The sequence below is a fragment of the Streptomyces sp. NPDC101132 genome, from assembly GCF_044759225.1.
Classification (GTDB): domain Bacteria; phylum Actinomycetota; class Actinomycetes; order Streptomycetales; family Streptomycetaceae; genus Streptomyces.
Window position 1 is genome coordinate 257,963 of record NZ_JBIVYX010000003.1, and the last position, 15,361, is coordinate 273,323.

General features: G+C 73.1%; 13 protein-coding genes. 9 read left to right on the forward strand and 4 right to left on the reverse strand.

The window, feature by feature from the left end; all coding sequences use genetic code 11:
- The first annotated feature begins 175 nt into the window (after positions 1 to 175).
- Entirely contained in the window at positions 176 to 1,591 is a 1,416-nt protein-coding gene (locus ACIQUR_RS08730; protein ID WP_403660500.1) for an aminotransferase class V-fold PLP-dependent enzyme, read from the forward strand.
- Positions 1,592 to 1,694: 103 nt separating this feature from the next.
- On the opposite strand, the gene ACIQUR_RS08735 is transcribed toward ACIQUR_RS08730, so the two are convergent.
- Both ACIQUR_RS08735 and ACIQUR_RS08740 read right to left on the reverse strand, forming a co-directional pair.
- Positions 1,695 to 1,976 (reverse strand): Lrp/AsnC family transcriptional regulator, encoded by a 282-nt coding sequence (locus tag ACIQUR_RS08735; protein ID WP_399939655.1) that lies wholly within the window; start codon positions 1,974 to 1,976, stop codon positions 1,695 to 1,697.
- A complete protein-coding gene (locus ACIQUR_RS08740; protein ID WP_403660504.1) occupies positions 1,973 to 2,683 on the reverse strand; it encodes a rhomboid family intramembrane serine protease in 711 nt (236 codons plus the stop codon). The genes ACIQUR_RS08735 and ACIQUR_RS08740 overlap by 4 nt, the downstream gene beginning before the upstream one ends.
- A gap of 168 nt (positions 2,684 to 2,851) precedes the next feature.
- On the opposite strand from ACIQUR_RS08740, the gene ACIQUR_RS08745 reads away from it, so the two are divergent.
- From ACIQUR_RS08745 to ACIQUR_RS08765, 5 genes are all read left to right on the forward strand, one after another.
- Positions 2,852 to 3,091 carry a hypothetical protein gene (locus ACIQUR_RS08745; protein WP_114057246.1) on the forward strand — a complete coding sequence of 80 codons (240 nt, stop codon included), beginning with the start codon at positions 2,852 to 2,854 and terminating at the stop codon, positions 3,089 to 3,091.
- Positions 3,092 to 3,136: 45 nt separating this feature from the next.
- Entirely contained in the window at positions 3,137 to 4,501 is a 1,365-nt protein-coding gene (locus ACIQUR_RS08750; RefSeq protein WP_403660507.1) for an NYN domain-containing protein, read from the forward strand.
- A 256-nt stretch (positions 4,502 to 4,757) separates the two neighbouring features.
- Positions 4,758 to 5,783 carry an NlpC/P60 family protein gene (locus ACIQUR_RS08755; RefSeq protein WP_403660510.1) on the forward strand — a complete coding sequence of 342 codons (1,026 nt, stop codon included), beginning with the start codon at positions 4,758 to 4,760 and terminating at the stop codon, positions 5,781 to 5,783.
- Positions 5,784 to 6,060: 277 nt separating this feature from the next.
- On the forward strand, positions 6,061 to 7,098 hold the full coding sequence (locus ACIQUR_RS08760; RefSeq protein WP_403660513.1) for an NlpC/P60 family protein: 1,038 nt from the start codon (positions 6,061 to 6,063) through the stop codon (positions 7,096 to 7,098).
- 26 nt (positions 7,099 to 7,124) lie between these two features.
- Positions 7,125 to 8,321 carry a hypothetical protein gene (locus tag ACIQUR_RS08765; RefSeq protein WP_403660516.1) on the forward strand — a complete coding sequence of 399 codons (1,197 nt, stop codon included), beginning with the start codon at positions 7,125 to 7,127 and terminating at the stop codon, positions 8,319 to 8,321.
- A 30-nt stretch (positions 8,322 to 8,351) separates the two neighbouring features.
- On the opposite strand, the gene ACIQUR_RS08770 is transcribed toward ACIQUR_RS08765, so the two are convergent.
- Positions 8,352 to 9,509, reverse strand: coding sequence for a glycosyltransferase 87 family protein (locus ACIQUR_RS08770; protein WP_403660518.1), 1,158 nt, complete (start codon positions 9,507 to 9,509; stop codon positions 8,352 to 8,354).
- Between the two features lie 68 nt (positions 9,510 to 9,577).
- Here ACIQUR_RS08770 and ACIQUR_RS08775 point away from each other — a divergent pair, with 68 nt between their 5' ends.
- Positions 9,578 to 10,720, forward strand: coding sequence for a glycosyltransferase family 4 protein (locus ACIQUR_RS08775; protein ID WP_403660521.1), 1,143 nt, complete (start codon positions 9,578 to 9,580; stop codon positions 10,718 to 10,720).
- Positions 10,721 to 10,838: 118 nt separating this feature from the next.
- Complete coding sequence (locus ACIQUR_RS08780; protein WP_403660524.1) at positions 10,839 to 12,455, forward strand: GMC oxidoreductase; 1,617 nt, start codon at positions 10,839 to 10,841, stop codon at positions 12,453 to 12,455.
- 22 nt (positions 12,456 to 12,477) lie between these two features.
- Here the strand turns inward: ACIQUR_RS08780 and ACIQUR_RS08785 are convergent, their stop codons facing one another.
- Positions 12,478 to 14,274 carry an AMP-dependent synthetase/ligase gene (locus ACIQUR_RS08785; RefSeq protein ID WP_403660527.1) on the reverse strand — a complete coding sequence of 599 codons (1,797 nt, stop codon included), beginning with the start codon at positions 14,272 to 14,274 and terminating at the stop codon, positions 12,478 to 12,480.
- 316 nt (positions 14,275 to 14,590) lie between these two features.
- Between ACIQUR_RS08785 and ACIQUR_RS08790 the strand changes: the two genes are divergently transcribed.
- A complete protein-coding gene (locus tag ACIQUR_RS08790) occupies positions 14,591 to 15,340 on the forward strand; it encodes a metallophosphoesterase (protein ID WP_403661424.1) in 750 nt (249 codons plus the stop codon).
- Positions 15,341 to 15,361 lie beyond the last annotated feature (21 nt).

Sequence of the window (15,361 nt, forward strand, 5' to 3'; positions counted from 1 at the left end):
GAGCAAGCGAATGCGATAGGCGCCCAGCGCCCTTTCTTCATCCCTCCGTACGGTCCCGTGGCACGTCCGCGTTCCCGTGCGTCGAGGCAACCCCCGTACTCCGCGTGCCGTTCCGGCGTACCCGCGTACGGGTCGAACGAAGCCATCCGCCCTTCCTCCACCGGGAGACACCGTCATGTCCGCGTACCCGAACGCCACCGCCACCACTTCCACCGACGCCGCCTCCGCCCGGACCGGGGCCGACGCCTGCTGTGACGGGCCGCTGCCCGTGCTCGGCCGCGACGTGACCGTGCCGCTGGTCACCGGCGGCGAGGTCACCTACGCGGCCCTGGACTACGCGGCCAGCGCCCCCGCGCTCCAGCGGGTGTGGGACGACGTGGCCGCGTACGCCCCGTACTACGGCAGCGTGCACCGGGGGGCCGGGTACCTCTCGCAGCTGTCGACCGACCTGTTCGAGCAGAGCAGGGTCACGGTGCACGAGTTCCTCGGCTGCCGGCCGTCCGATCAGGTGATCTTCACCCGGTCGACCACCGACTCGCTCAACCTGCTGGCGCAGGTGCTGCCGGCCGGCTGCCAGGTGTTCGTCTTCGAGACCGAGCACCACGCCTCGCTGCTGCCCTGGCGGGACGCCCGGGTCACCTACCTCAACGCCCCGCGGACCCCGGAGCAGGCCGTGGAGACCCTGGAGCGCGCGCTGGCCGACCGCGACCCGCACGGCCCCGCCCTGGTCTGCGTGACCGGCGCCTCCAACGTCACCGGCGAGCTGTGGCCGGTCAGGGAGCTGGCCGCCGCGGCCCACGCGCACGGCGCGCGGATCGTGCTGGACGCCGCCCAGCTCGCCCCGCACCACCCGGTCTCCGTCACGGAGCTGGACGTGGACTGGGTGGCCTTCTCCGGCCACAAGCTGTACGCGCCCTTCGGCTCCGGCGTGCTGGCCGGCCGCGCGGACTGGCTCCAGGACGCGGAGCCGTACCTGGCCGGCGGCGGCGCCTCCCGGAAGGTGACGCGGCGCGTCAGCGGGGAGGGCGCCGGGGGAGTGGACGTCGAGTGGCACACCACGGCCGCCCGCCACGAGGCCGGTTCGCCGAACGTGATCGGCGTCTACTCGATCGCCTCGGCCTGCCGGGCGCTGACCGAGGCCGGCTTCGACCGGCTGGTGGCGCGGGAGCAGGAGCTGGTCCGGCGGGTCCGCGAGGGCCTGGCGGACGTGCCCGAGGTGCGGATCCTGTCGCTGTTCGGCGACGACGCGCCGCGCGTGGGCGTCATCTCGTTCGTCGTGGACGGCTGGAACAGCTCCCACTTCGCCGCCGCCCTGTCCGCCGAGTACGGCATCGGCGTACGCGACGGCCTGTTCTGCGCCCACCCGCTGGTGCGCACCCTGCTGGGCAGCGCGCCGCAGGAGCCGGGCGAGTGCGGGGCGCCGGAGGCGGCCCCCGGCGAGCGCAGCCTGAACGCGATCCGCGTCAGCTTCGGCGCCGGCACCCCCGACGAGCACGTGGAGCGCTTCGTCGGCGCCGTGCGGGAACTGGTCGCCGACGGCGCCAAGTGGCAGTACCGCACGGAGGAGGGCCGCTGCGTCCCGGCGGTCTGACCGCCCCTCACGGACCCGCTCGTACGGTCCGGATCCGCGTGCACGGTGTGGCGGGCCCCGGTGGCCCGCCACCGGCATGCCCGGGACGGTGCGTCCCGGTCGGTCAGGCGTCGAGGCCGATCGCGAAGGCGGCCTCCAGGTCGTGCTGGGAGTAGGTGCGGAAGGCGACGTGCGTGTCCGTGGCCTCGACGCCGGGGATCTTGCTGATCTTGCCGGGGATGATGTCCGCCAGGTCCTCGTGGCGCCCGACGCGGACCATCGCGATCAGGTCGTAGGTGCCCGTCACGGAGTAGACCTCGCTGACGTTGTCCAGCGCGGCGATCGACTCGGCGATCTCGGGGATGCGGTCCACGCTGGTCTTGATGAGCACAAGGGCGGTGATCACGGCTGGCTGTCTCCCTCGGTGGCCGTGGCTGGGTCCTTCACTCTAGTCGTACGCCGGTAGCGCCCCCAGGCGTAGAGGAAGCCGATCGAGAAGCCCACCAGGTGGGCCAGATAGGCGACCCCCGGCCCGCTGCCGGCCCGGTTCGCGGCCACCCACTGGAGGGCGAACCAGAACACCAGCACGATCCAGGCCGGGAAGCGCAGCGGCAGGAAGAGGAGCACGGGGACCAGGCTGGTCACCCGGGCCCGCGGGAACAGGCACAGGAAGGCCCCGAGCACCGCCGAGATGGCCCCCGAGGCGCCGATCAGGGTCTGCGGGGAGTCGGCGTTGGCCGCCGCGTACGCCAGCAGCGCCAGGTACCCGGACACCAGGTAGAAGAAGGCGAACTCCACGCGGCCCATGTGCTCCTCGGTCATCACGCCGAAGACGTAGAGGAAGAGCATGTTCCCCAGCAGGTGGAGCCAGTTGCCGTGCACGAAGAGCGCCGTGAGCGGGGTCAGCGCCGCGCGGCCCGAGCCGGTGAACAGCTCGTCCGGCACCACGCCCCAGCGGTGCAGGTACTCCGTCTGCGCCGCCAGCAGCTCGTCGCCGGTGCCGTACAGCGGGTCGAAGCCGGACAGCGGGCCGAGCAGGAAGAGCACGGTGCAGGCGGCGATCAGGGTGTGCGTGACCAGCGAGCCGCGGACGGCTCCCCACCTTACGATCATGACCAGAGCATCCCGTATGGGACGGACCGGGACAGCTTGCCTCGCCGTGTCTCGCATGGAGGACGGGGCTCCACCCGGCGGTGGCGACAGGCCGTAGGGTTACGAGCGGTACGGAAGAGAGCACGCGAGCAACACGCACCGAAGTCCCAGAAGGAGAGAGACGGCCCGATGACGGTTCCCCTGCCGACCGCCACGACCCGCTGGCGCTGCACCCTGTGCGGCAACCTCACCCGGTTCGACGTGACCCGCTCGTCCAAGGTGGTCGAGTACGTCCACCTCGACCTCGCGGGCGAGCCCAAGGTCGAGGAGCGCGAGGTGGTGAGTGAGACCATCGAGTCGGTCCGCTGCCGCTGGTGCAACGCGGTGGACCAGATCGAGCTCGTGGACAGGCCGGGCGCCGACTCCTGACGGAGCGGCCGCCCTTTACGACGGTTTTGACGGTAGGGGTGACGGATGGTGGAGCCTGCCAGCGGTGCTGAGCCGGCCGGCGCGGCCGGCGGCGGCGCCGAGGCGCTCGACCGGCCTCTGCCGGAAGGCGTGCGGCGCCGGGTGGTCGCGTTCGTCTCGGACGCCTTCGGCGGACTGACGGTCGCGGACCTCCCGGCTCAGCTGCGCCAGTACGCCCGCTTCACGCCCTCGCGACGGGCCAAGTTCGCGGGCAACGCGATGGCCGCGGCGCTGGAGGGCGACCCGGTGTTCCGGGGCCGGATCGGGGAGCGGCTCAAGGAGACGCAGGCCGAGCTGGCCGGTGCGCTGGAGTCCGGGGCGCCGCCGGCCGCCGCCGACCCGCTGGACGTGGCGGCGGTGGCGTACGTCCTGCGCCCGGCCGGCTGGGTCAAGCTGGTCGCCGCCGCGGGCGAGGAGGCCCAGCGGGTCGACGCCGAGCGGGCGGGCGAGGAGACGCAGCGGGAGCTGGAGCGGCTGCGGGAGGAGCTGGCCGCGCTGCGCGAGCAGCAGCGCACCGGCGGCGAGCAGCAGCGGCAGGAGCTGGAGGCCGCCCGGAAGGAAGCGGAATCGCTTCAGCGCAAGCTGCGCAGCGCCCAGAACGACGTGAAGCGCGGCGAGGCCGCGCTCCGCAAGAGCACCGCGGAGATCGACGGGATCCGGTCCGAGGCGGCGGCGCAGGTGGCCGCGGCCGAGAGCGAGACCCGTCGGCTGAAGTCCCGGCTGGCCGAGGTCGAAGCGGCCCTGGAGGCGAGCAGGCGCTCCGCGCGCGAGGGCCGCAGCATCGAGGACATGCGCCTGCGGCTGCTGCTCGACACCGTGCTGGAGTCGGCCCAGGGGCTGCGCAGGGAGCTGGCGCTGCCGCCGGCCTCGGTACGTCCGGCCGACACCGTGGACGCGGTGGAGCCGGGCCGCATGACGCCGAAGGACATCGCGGCGCGGGCGCTGTCGGAGACCGATCCGGCGCTGCTGGACCAGCTGTTGGCGCTGCCCCAGGCACACCTGGTGGTCGACGGCTACAACGTGACGAAGACCGGGTACCCGACGATGCCGCTGGAGAAGCAGCGGCTGCGGCTGCTGGGCGGGCTGTCGGTGCTCGCCGCGCAGACCGGCGCGGAGATGACCTGTGTCTTCGACGGCGCGGAACTCGCCGCGCCCGTGCTGCTCGCGCCGCCGCGCGGGGTGCGGGTGCTGTTCTCCAAGCCCGGTGTCACGGCGGACGAGTTGATCCGTCAGCTGGTGCGCGCCGAGCCGCCGGGCCGCCCGGTGGTCGTGGTGTCCACCGACCGCGAGGTGGCCGACGGAGTGGCCAAGGCGGGGGCGCGGCCCGTTGCGTCCGCCTTGTTGCTGAAGAGGCTTTCGCGGCTCTCGTAACTCCTGGGACTTATGCCCGATTTGGCTGGACGTGTCTGGGACGGACCGTCAAGTGGCCGCCACGGAGCGTGCGCTGTAGGTAAAGAAGCTGGTCGGCGCGCGAGATTTTGCTCATCAGGATTTGAAGTGATCACAGGAAGGTCACTAGGGTCTGGCATCAAACCTTCGTGCGGTTGATCACCCATTCGGGGTGGCGGGCGAAGGTACCGCCGAGACTGCGTTGTTCGGCGGCTCTAGGAAGAAGGAGCTCGCCCCCGTGGCGTCCCACCGTCGACCCAAGCAGCCGACCCGCGCTCGTGTGACCGTGCTCACCGCAACCGCCGCCGCGGCCGTCGCCCTCGCCTCCCAGTCCGCTCAGGCCGCCCCGGCCAAGCCGAGCAAGGACGAGGTGAAGGCCAAGGTCGACGCCCTCTACGAAGAGGCGGAGAAGGCGACCGAGAAGGCCAACGGCGCCAAGGAGCAGCAGGACAAGCTCCAGAAGCAGATCGGCGAGCTCCAGGACAAGGTGGCCCGCGGCCAGGGCGAGCTCAACGAGATGCGCAACGCACTCGGTTCGCTCGCCAGCGCCCAGTACCGCTCCGGCGGCGTCGACACCTCCATACAGCTGCTGCTCTCGGCCGACCCGGACGAGTACCTCGACAAGGCCGCCGTGCTCGACCAGTTGAGCGCCAAGCAGGTCGAGTCGGTCCAGAAGATCCAGGCCAAGCAGCGCGCCCTCGCCCAGCAGCGCGCCCAGGCCGCCGGCAAGCTCAAGGACCTCGCCGACACCCGCAAGGAGCTCAGCGAGAAGAAGGCCGCCGTCCAGGCCAAGCTCGCCGAGGCGCAGAAGCTCCTCAACACCCTCACGGCCGCGGAGCGGGCCAAGCTCGACCAGGAAGAGGGCCGCGCCAACCGCAGCGGCGCCAGCCGCCCCGACCTCGGCAACGTGAAGCCCTCCGGCCGCGCGGGCGCCGCCCTGGCCGCCGCCCAGACCAAGCTCGGCTCGGCGTACATCTCGGGCGCCGAGGGCCCCAACGCCTTCGACTGCTCCGGTCTGACGCAGTGGGCCTACAAGCAGGCCGGCGTGGGTATCTCGCGCACCACCTGGACCCAGGCCAACGAGGGCACCCGCATCCCGATCAGCCAGCTCCAGCCGGGCGACCTGGTCTTCTTCTACTCCGACCTGCACCACGTCGGCCTGTACGCCGGCAACGGCATGACGCTGCACGCCTCCAACCCGCGCGGCGGCGTCAAGTACGAGAAGATCAGCTACATGAGCCCGCAGTTCGGCGTCCGGATCTGATCCCGTCCCCCTGAGCGGACGGCCGCCCGCCCGCTCCGCTGAACGGACGGCGACCCGCCGACACCCGCCCATCCGGGCGAATTGCGACACCCGAAGCTGACCCCACGCCCCGCCGGTGACCTGTGTTCTCCGGCGGGGCGTCACTGTGCGTGCCGAAACGGGTCGTTGGCCGGGGTGCGCGGGCGCGGCTAGGGTCGCCCCGCGCGGAGACCCGGCACACGGCCGTCCACGGGGGCGGACCCGGTCGCCGCGCCAGCGGAAGGGAGTGCGGCTTCCTGTGTCGTCCCATCGTCGGCCCGTGTCCTCGGGCCTGGACCGCGGTACCAGGGTCACGGTCCTGTCCGCCGCCGCCGCCGCGACCGCCGCGGCCGCGATGACGGGATCTCCCGCGAGCGCCGCGCCGGAGGAGCCGGCCGACAGCGCCCGGGCCCGCGTGGACCGGCTGTTCGAGGAGGCCGAGCAGGCCACCGAGCGGTTCAACAAGGCGGGCGAGCGGGCCGGCCGGCTGCGCGCCGAGGTCCGCCAGGTCCAGGAGGCCGTCGCCCGCGGCCAGCAGCGCGTCAACACGATGCGGGGCGTCCTCGGCAGCTACGCCGGAGCCCAGTACCGGGCCGGCGGCGTCGACCCCTCGGTCGAGCTGATGCTCTCCGAAGACCCCGACGGCTACCTGGAGAAGGCCGCGGCCCTCGACCGGCTGACCAGCCGCCAGGCCGACAAACTGGACGAACTGCGCGAAGCGCAGCGCAAGCTGACCCAGCAGCGCGCCGAGGGCTCCCGCAAACTCGCCGAACTGGAACGCCTGCGCTCCGACGTGGCCCGGCACAAGCGCTCCGTCACCGCCAAACTCGCCGCCGCCCGGCGGCTGCTGAACGAGATGCCCTCCGAGGAGCGGGCCGCCTTCGAGCGCGCCAACCGCTCCTCGGGCCGGGCCGCTGCGCTGCCCGAGATCACCGGTGGCGGCGCCCCCTCCGGCCGGGCCGCCGCCGCCGTGATGGCCGCCCGCGCCGCCGTCGGCCGCCCCTACGTCTGGGGCGCGACCGGCCCCTCCGGCTTCGACTGCTCGGGACTGATGGTCTGGTCGTACCGGCAGGCGGGGGTCGCGCTGCCGCGCACCTCCCAGGCCCAGCGGCACGCCGGCCGCCAGGTGCCGCTGTCGGAGGCGCGCCCCGGCGACCTGATCACCTACCGCTCGGACGCCAGCCACGTCGGCATGTACGTCGGCAACGGCCAGGTCGTCCACGCGCCCTACCCGGGGGCGCCGGTGCGCTACGACCCCGTCGGGATGATGCCGGTGTCCGGGGTGACACGAGTCTGAGCCCGTACGGACGTACGATCGGGCACGTGGTACGTACGGGTCTGCGCGCGCTGGTGGGGCTGCTCCTGCTGCTCGGGCTGGTCGCCGGATGCACCGCGGGCGGCACCGCTCCCGCCGGCTCCGCCGACGACCGGTCCGTCCGCCGCACGGTGGCCGACTGGTCGGCGGCCCAGCTGGCCCGCGACGAGGCGCGGTACCTGTCCCTGGACCGGCGCCCGGAGGCGCGGGCCGCCTTCGGCAACCTCGCGCAGGTGCCGCTGGCCGCCTGGGAGTACGGGGTGCTCGGGGTGAAGCGGGAGGGCAGCCGGGCGTTCGTCGCCGCCGAGCTGCGCTACCGGCTCGCCGGGTACGACGGCGTCGCGGTGACCTCGCCGCGCGAGCTGGAACTGGCGGAGCGGGACGGGCGCTGGTCCGTCGTCTCCGACCGGCCCGGCGCGGGCGCCCATCCGCAGCTGTGGGACCAGGGCCCGGTCACCGCGGTGCGGGGAGCGCGGTCGCTGGTGCTGGGCGTCGGTCAGGGGCGGGGGACCCTGGAAGGGGTCGCGGAGACGGCCGACCGCGCGGTGCCCGAGGTGACCTCGGCCTGGCCGGGGAAGTGGCCGGAGCGGGTGGTCGTCCAGGTGCCCGCCTCGCTGGACGCGATGGCCGCGCTGCTCGGGTCGCCGGCCGGGTCGTACGGCGGGATGGCCGCCGTCACCACCAGCCCGGGGGACCGGGTGACGGTCAACCCCGGCGCGTACGGACAGCTGGGCGCGCTGGGCCGCCAGGTGGTGCTCACCCACGAGACCGTGCACGTGGCGACGCGGGGGGCCACGACCTCCCACACCCCGCTGTGGCTCTCCGAAGGCTTCGCGGACTGGGTGGCGTACCGCGACACCGGCCGCACGCCGGCCCAGGTGGCCCCCGCGCTGGCCCGCGCGGTCCGGGCGGGCAACGCCCCGGCCGGGCTGCCGGAGGCGGGGGAGTTCTCCTTCGCGGGCGACGGCGAGCGGCTGGCGCGGGCGTACGAGTCCGCGTGGCTGGCCAACCGGATGATCGAGCAGCACTGGGGCCGCGACAAACTGATCGCCTTCTACGAGGCCGCCGCCACCTCCCCGCAGTCCGCCTTCGCGAACGTCCTGGGCACGGACGAACAGGCCTTCACGGCGGACTGGCGGGAGTACGTGCGGGAGCAGCTGGGCGGGGGCGGCAGCGCCGACGGCGATGGCGAGGGCGACGACTGAGGCGGGGCGCACCCGGGCGGGCAGGGGCCCTCAGACGTGGGCCCGGGCCGGGCGGGAGCCGGACGGGACCGTGTCGCGCCAGAGGGCCCGGCAGGCCAGGGCCGTGGCCGTGACCAGGAGGGCGTTGCGGATCAGGAGCACGGTGATGCCCAGGGCGTCGCTGTGGACCACGTGCGAGAAGCCCAGGGGGAACTCCAGCAGGGTGGCCAGGGTGGCGGCCAGCACGACCCGGGCCGCGGGCTCCATGCGGGAGGAGCGCAGGGTGAGGCAGACGGCGGCCAGGCCCACCAGCCAGAGCATGTACTGGGGGCTGATCACCCGGCTCGTGACGGTGAACAGCAGCACGGCGGCGAAGGCGGCGTCCGCCATGGTGTGCGGGCCGAAGGCGCGCGCCCGGAAGCGCCACCACAGCAGCCACGCGAAGGACAGCAGGGTCAGGGCCAGGGAGGCCCGGCTGACCAGCGGCACGTACGGGCCGAGGAACTCCACCGACCCGTAGTTCATCATCACCTCGCCCTCCCAGCCGAAGTGCCGGGCGACGTGGAAGACGAGGGCGCCCAGGGACTCCACCTCGGTGCCCCGGTCGCGCTGGAAGGCCAGGAAGGCCAGCGCCCCGGGCATCAGCAGCGTGAAGGCCGCCAGCACTGCCGCCGCCGTCACCCCCGCCGACACCCAGACGCTCCGCGCCCGCACCCCGGTGAGCAGCAGCACCGGCCAGACCTTCACCAGCGCCCCCAGCCCGATCAGCGGCCCGCGCAGCCGGGGGACCAGCAGCGCCGCCACGGCCAGGGCGGTGACCATCAGGTCGTACCGCGCGTACGCGGTGGGTCCGAGCAGCGGCAGTCCCACCACCCACGTCCAGGCCCCGGCCCGCCGCCGCCCCGGCCGCCGCCCGGCCCGTGCCAGCAGGAGCGTCACCACCGCGTCGGTGAGCAGCGCCAGCACGAAGAAGGCCGTGGGGTACGGGAGGAACGGCAGCATCCCCGGCGCCAGCACGGGCACCGCCGCACCCGGCGGGTACTGCCAGGTGACGTCGTCCAGGGGGAACGAGCCGGTGCGCAGCACCTCGTACCAGCCCTGGTAGATCACGGACACGTCGGTCGTCACGTCGGGTCCCGGGAGGGTGAGGACCTTCAGGACGAAGAGCATCAGCAGGGCCCGGGTGGCCGACCAGACGGTCAAGAGCATCGCGCCATTTTGCCGTGCGGCAGGGGCCGGGAGCGATTCGGCGCGGCCGTTCGGTACTGTCGCAGGCGATGCACAAGACGCTGATCGTGACCAATGACTTCCCGCCGCGCCCGGGCGGCATCCAGGCGTTCCTGCACAACATGGCGCTGCGCCTGGACCCGGAGCGGATCGTCGTCTACGCCTCCACCTGGAAGCACGGCGCGGAGGGCCGGGAGGCCACCGCGGCCTTCGACGCCGAGCAGCCCTTCCGGGTGGTCCGGGACCGTACGACGATGCTGCTGCCCACGCCGCGGGTGACCCGCAGGGCCGTCTCGCTGCTGCGCGAGCACGGCTGCGAGTCGGTGTGGTTCGGCGCGGCCGCGCCGCTCGGGCTGATGGGCCCGGCGCTGCGCCGCGCGGGCGCGAAGCGGCTGGTGGCCACCACGCACGGCCACGAGGCCGGCTGGGCGCAGCTGCCCGCCGCGCGGCAGTTGCTGCGGCGGATCGGCGAGGGCACCGACACCCTCACCTACCTCGGCGAGTACACGCGGTCGCGGATCGCGTCGGCGCTGACCCCGGCCGCCGCGGCGCGGATGGTGCAGCTGCCGCCGGGCGTGGACGAGAAGACCTTCCACCCGGGTTCGGGCGGGGACGCGGTGCGGGAGCGGCTGGGCCTGGCGGACCGGCCCGTCGTGGTGTGCGTCTCCCGGCTGGTGCCGCGCAAGGGGCAGGACACGCTGATCGAGGCGATGCCGCGGATCCTGGCGCGGGTGCCGGACGCGGTCCTCCTGGTCGTGGGCGGTGGCCCGTACGAGAAGGACCTGCGCGAGCTGGCGGCGCGTACCGGTGTGGCGGACTCGGTGCGGTTCACCGGGGCGGTGCCCTGGGCGGAGCTGCCGGCGCACTACGGGGCGGGCGACGTCTTCGCGATGCCGTGCCGGACGCGGCGCGGCGGGCTCGACGTCGAGGGCCTGGGCATCGTCTACCTGGAGGCCTCGGCCACCGGGCTGCCCGTGGTGGCCGGCGACTCGGGCGGTGCCCCGGACGCGGTGCTGGACGGGGAGACCGGCTGGGTGGTGCGGGGCGGTGACGCGGAGGAGTCCGCCGACCGGATCGCGACGCTGCTGCTGGACCCGGAGCTGCGGGCCCGGATGGGCGAGCGCGGCCGGGCCTGGGTCGAGGAGAAGTGGCGCTGGGACCTCCTGGCGGACCGCCTCCGCGAGCTGCTCTGAGGGCGTTCCGCCGGGTCGGCGGGCGCCGGGCGCGACCGGCGCCCTGATCTGACTGTCACTCAGATCTGTGTCAACACCGCGTATGGGCGGACGGCTGGATTCCGCCCATGATGCGGCCATGACACCTCAGCTGACGCGCCGTCACCTCCTGGGTCTCGGCGCCCTCCAGACCGCGGCGGCCCTGGGCTTCACCAGAATCGGCCTGTCCTCGGCGGCCGCGGCCGAGCCCGCCGCGGCCTCGTACGCCCCGGCCGTCGTCGTGGGCTCCGGGTACGGCGCCGCGGTCGCCGCCCTCCGCCTGGGCCAGGCCGGCGTACGGACCGTGGTCCTCGAAATGGGCCGCCTCTGGGACACCCCCGGCCCCGACGGCAAGGTCTTCAACACCACCACGGCGCCCGACCACCGCTCCATGTGGTTCCGCAACCGCACCGAGGCCCCGCTGGCCACCTTCCTGTGGCTGGACCTGGTCAACAAGAACATCTCCCCCTACCCGGGCGTCCTCGACCGGGTGGGCTACGGCGACATGTCCGTCTTCGTGGGCCGCGGCGTGGGCGGCGGCTCCCTGGTCAACGGCGGCATGGCGCCCACGCCCCGCCGCGCGTACTTCTCCGAGGTGCTGCCCGCCGTCGACGCCGACGAGATGTACGGGACGTACTTCCCGCGGGCCCGGCAGATGCTCGGTGTCAACGACATCGACCCCGGCTGGTTCGAGTCCACGGAGTGGTACCGCTTCGCCCGGATCTCCCGCAAGCACGCCCGCAACACCGGCCTGAAGACCGTGTTCGTGCCCAACGTCTACGACTTCGGCTACATGCAGCGCGAGGCCGCCGGCCAGGTCCCGAAGTCGGCCCTGGCCGGAGAGGTCATCTACGGCAACAACCACGGCAAGAAGAGCGTCGACAAGACCTACCTCGCCGCCGCCCTCGGCACCGGCAACGTCACCATCGAGACGCTCCAGAAGGTCGTCGCGGTACGCCGGGAGCCGGACGGCACGTACGTCCTCACCGTGCACCGCATCGACCTCACGGGAGCGGTCGTCGAGCGGAAGGAGATCGGCTGCCGGCAGCTCTTCCTCGGCGCGGGCAGCCTCGGCACCACCGAGATCCTGCTGCGCGCCCGCGAGACCGGCACCCTGCCCGGCCTCAGCCCCCGGGTCGGCACCAACTGGGGCGGCAACGGGAACATCATGACGGCCCGGGCCAACCACCTGTGGGACACCGTGGGCGTCAACCAGGCCACCATGCCGGCCCTGGGCATCGACGACTGGGACAACGCAGCCAACCCGGTGTTCGCCGAGATCGCCCCGCTGCCGATGGGCCTGGAGCACTGGATCAGCATGTACCTGGCCATCACGAAGAACCCGGAGCGCGGCACCTTCAGCTACGACCCGGCCACCGACTCGGCACGGCTGCACTGGTCACGCGGCCAGAACACGCCCTCGGTGAACGCCGCCAAGTGCCTCTTCGACCGGATCAACCGCACCAACGTGACGATGTACCGGTACGACCTCTTCGGCGACAACAAGGCCTTCGCCGACACCTTCACGTACCACCCGCTCGGCGGCTGCGTGCTCGGCGAGGCCACCGACGGCTACGGCCGGGCCCGGGGGTACCCGGGCCTGTACGTGGTGGACGGCTCCCTGATCCCGGGCTCGCTGGGCGTCAACCCGTTCGTCACCATCACCGCGCTCGCCGAGCGGAACATGGCCCGGGTCCTCGCCGAGGACCCGCGCTGACGGGCCCCCGGCGGACCGCGGCTCAGCCGCGGTAGATCGCCTCGATCTCGTCGGCGAAGTCCTTCGCCACGACGTTGCGCTTCAGCTTCAGCGACGGCGTGATGTGCCCCGACTCCTCGGTGAACTGGGAGGGCAGAATGCGGAATTTCCGCACCGATTCCGCCTTGGAGACGGCGGCGTTGCCGTCGTCCACGGCCTTCTGCACCGCGGCGATCAGGTCCGCGTCCTCGCGCAGCGAGGCGGCCGTGGACCCGGCGGGCTTGTCGTTGTCCTGCGCCCAACGGCCCAGGAACTCCTCGTCGATGGTGACGAGCGCGCCCACGAACGGGCGGCCGTCGCCGACCACCATGCACTCCGCGACCAGCGCGTGCGCCCGGATCCGGTCCTCGATCACCGCGGGGGCCACGTTCTTGCCGCCCGCCGTGACGATCAGTTCCTTCTTGCGGCCGGTGATCGCGAGGTAGCCGTCCTCGTCGAGCGTGCCGACGTCACCGGTGTGGAACCAGCCGTCGGTCAGCGCCTCGGCCGTGGCCGCCTCGTTCTTCCAGTACTCCCGGAACACGTGCTCGCCGTGCAGCAGCACCTCGCCGTCGTCCGCGATCCGCACCACGGACCCCGGCAGCGGCTGGCCGACCGTACCGATCTTCTGCCGGTCCCACGGGTTGAAGGCCGTGGCCGCGCAGGACTCGGTCAGGCCGTAGCCCTCCAGGACGGTGAAGCCGATGCCGCGGAAGAAGTGGCCGAGCCGCTCCCCCAGCGGGGCGCCGCCCGAGATCGCGTACTCGCCGCGCCCGCCGAGCACCGTGTGGAGCTTGCTGTAGACCAGCTTCGAGAAGATCTTGTGCTTGAGCTTCAGCCCGAAGGACGGGCCGCCCGGCACGTCCAGCGCCCGGCTGTACGCGATCGCCGTCTCGGCCGCCGCGTCGAAGATCCTGCCCTTGCCGTCGGCCTGCGCCTTGGCGCGCGCCGAGTTGTAGACCTTCTCGAAGACCCGCGGCACGCCGAGGATCAGCGTCGGACGGAAGCTCGCCAGCTCGTCCGTGAGGTTCTTGATGTCCGGTACGCAGCCCAGCCGGATCGGCGCCAGGACGGACGCCACCTCCACCAGCCGGCCGAAGACGTGCGCGGCCGGGAGGAAGAGGAGCACCGAGCACTCGCCGGTGCGGAACAGGGGCTTCAGGCGCTCCACCACGTTGCCGCACTCCGCGAAGAAGTTGCGGTGCGTCAGCACGCAGCCCTTCGGGCGGCCGGTGGTGCCCGAGGTGTAGACGATGGTCGCGATGTCGTCGGCGTTCGCGAGCGAGGTGCGCTCGTCGACCAGCTCCTCGGAGACCTCGGCGCCGGCGGCGCGCAGCTCCTCGATGCCGCCCGCCTCGACCTCCCACACGTGCTTCAGCTCGGGCAGCGCGTCGCGGATGCCGGCGAGCGCCTCGCGGTGCGCGGGGCTCTCGACGACGGCGGCGGTGGCGCCGGAGTCGCCGAGGATCCACTGGATCTGCTCGGGCGAGCTGGTCTCGTACACCGGCACCGTCACGGCGCCCGCGGTCCAGATCGCGAAGTCGGTGAGCACCCACTCGTAGCGGGTGCGCGAGATCAGGGCCACCCGGTCGCCGGGCCGCACGCCGGCCGCGATCAGGCCCTTCGCGGTCGCCCGCACCTCGGCCAGGAACTCGGTGGCGGTGACGTCCGCCCACGCGCCGCCGACCTTGCGGCTCATCACGGCGGTGTCGGGATGCTGAGCGGCATTGCGGCGGATGAGATCCGTGAGATTCCCGTCCGACGGGACCTCGTACAGGGCCGGAAGGCTGAACTCGCGCAAGACTGCTGCTCCTCTGGGGCGCCATCGCCACGATGTGGACCGACCGGACGTTACCCACCGGTAGTGGGTTCCCGATAGGGGGTCCCGGCCAGATGTTCCGTGCGTCACATGACGCGGCCATACGTTGCCGACAGTAGTCCACCCGTTTTGCGACTGAGAAGTAACCGCAGGTCCGGCCGCCTCTACCCAGGCGCAGGCCGCCCCACCTAGGGTGATCGGCATGGGTGCGATCAGCGGTAAGCACGGGGCCGGAACCGGCCGTTCCACGGCTGCGGGGGCAAGCCCGGACGGCGGCCGCAAGCGGAACCGGGTGCACGTGGTGAGCGACGTCCACGGCAACGCGGAGGCCCTGGCGCGGGCCGGGGAGGGCGCCGACGCCCTGATCTGCCTCGGTGACCTGGTGCTCTTCCTCGACTACGCCGACCACTCGCGCGGCATCTTCCCCGACCTCTTCGGCGTGGAGAACGCCGACCTCATCGTGGAGCTGCGCACGCAGCGCCGTTTCGAGGAGGCCCGCGCCCTCGGCCGCCGGCTGTGGGCCGGCATCGACCGCGAGGCGGCCATCGAGGGCGCGGTCCGCCGCCAGTACGAGGAGATGTTCGCGGCCTTCTCCACCCCGACGTACGCCACCTACGGCAACGTCGACATACCGGCGCTCTGGCCGGAGTACGCCCGGGAGGGCACCACCGTCCTCGACGGCGAGCGCACCGAGATCGGCGGCCTGGTCTTCGGCTTCGTCGGCGGCGGCCTGCCCTCGCCCATGCGCAGCCCCTACGAGATCGACGTCGAGGAGTACGCGGCGAAGGTCGAGGCCCTCGGCGAGGTCGACGTCCTCTGCTCGCACATCCCGCCGGACGTCCCGGAGCTCTGCTACGACACCGTCGCGCGCCGGTTCGAGCGCGGCAGCGCCGCGCTGCTGGACGCGATCCGGCGCACCCGCCCCCGGTACGCGCTCTTCGGCCACGTCCACCAGCCGCTCGCCCCGCGCATGCGCATCGGGGCCACCGAGTGCGTGAACGTCGGGCATTTCGCCTCCACCGGCCGGCCCTGGGCCCTGGAGTGGTGACCCCGCACACGCGCGGTAGCC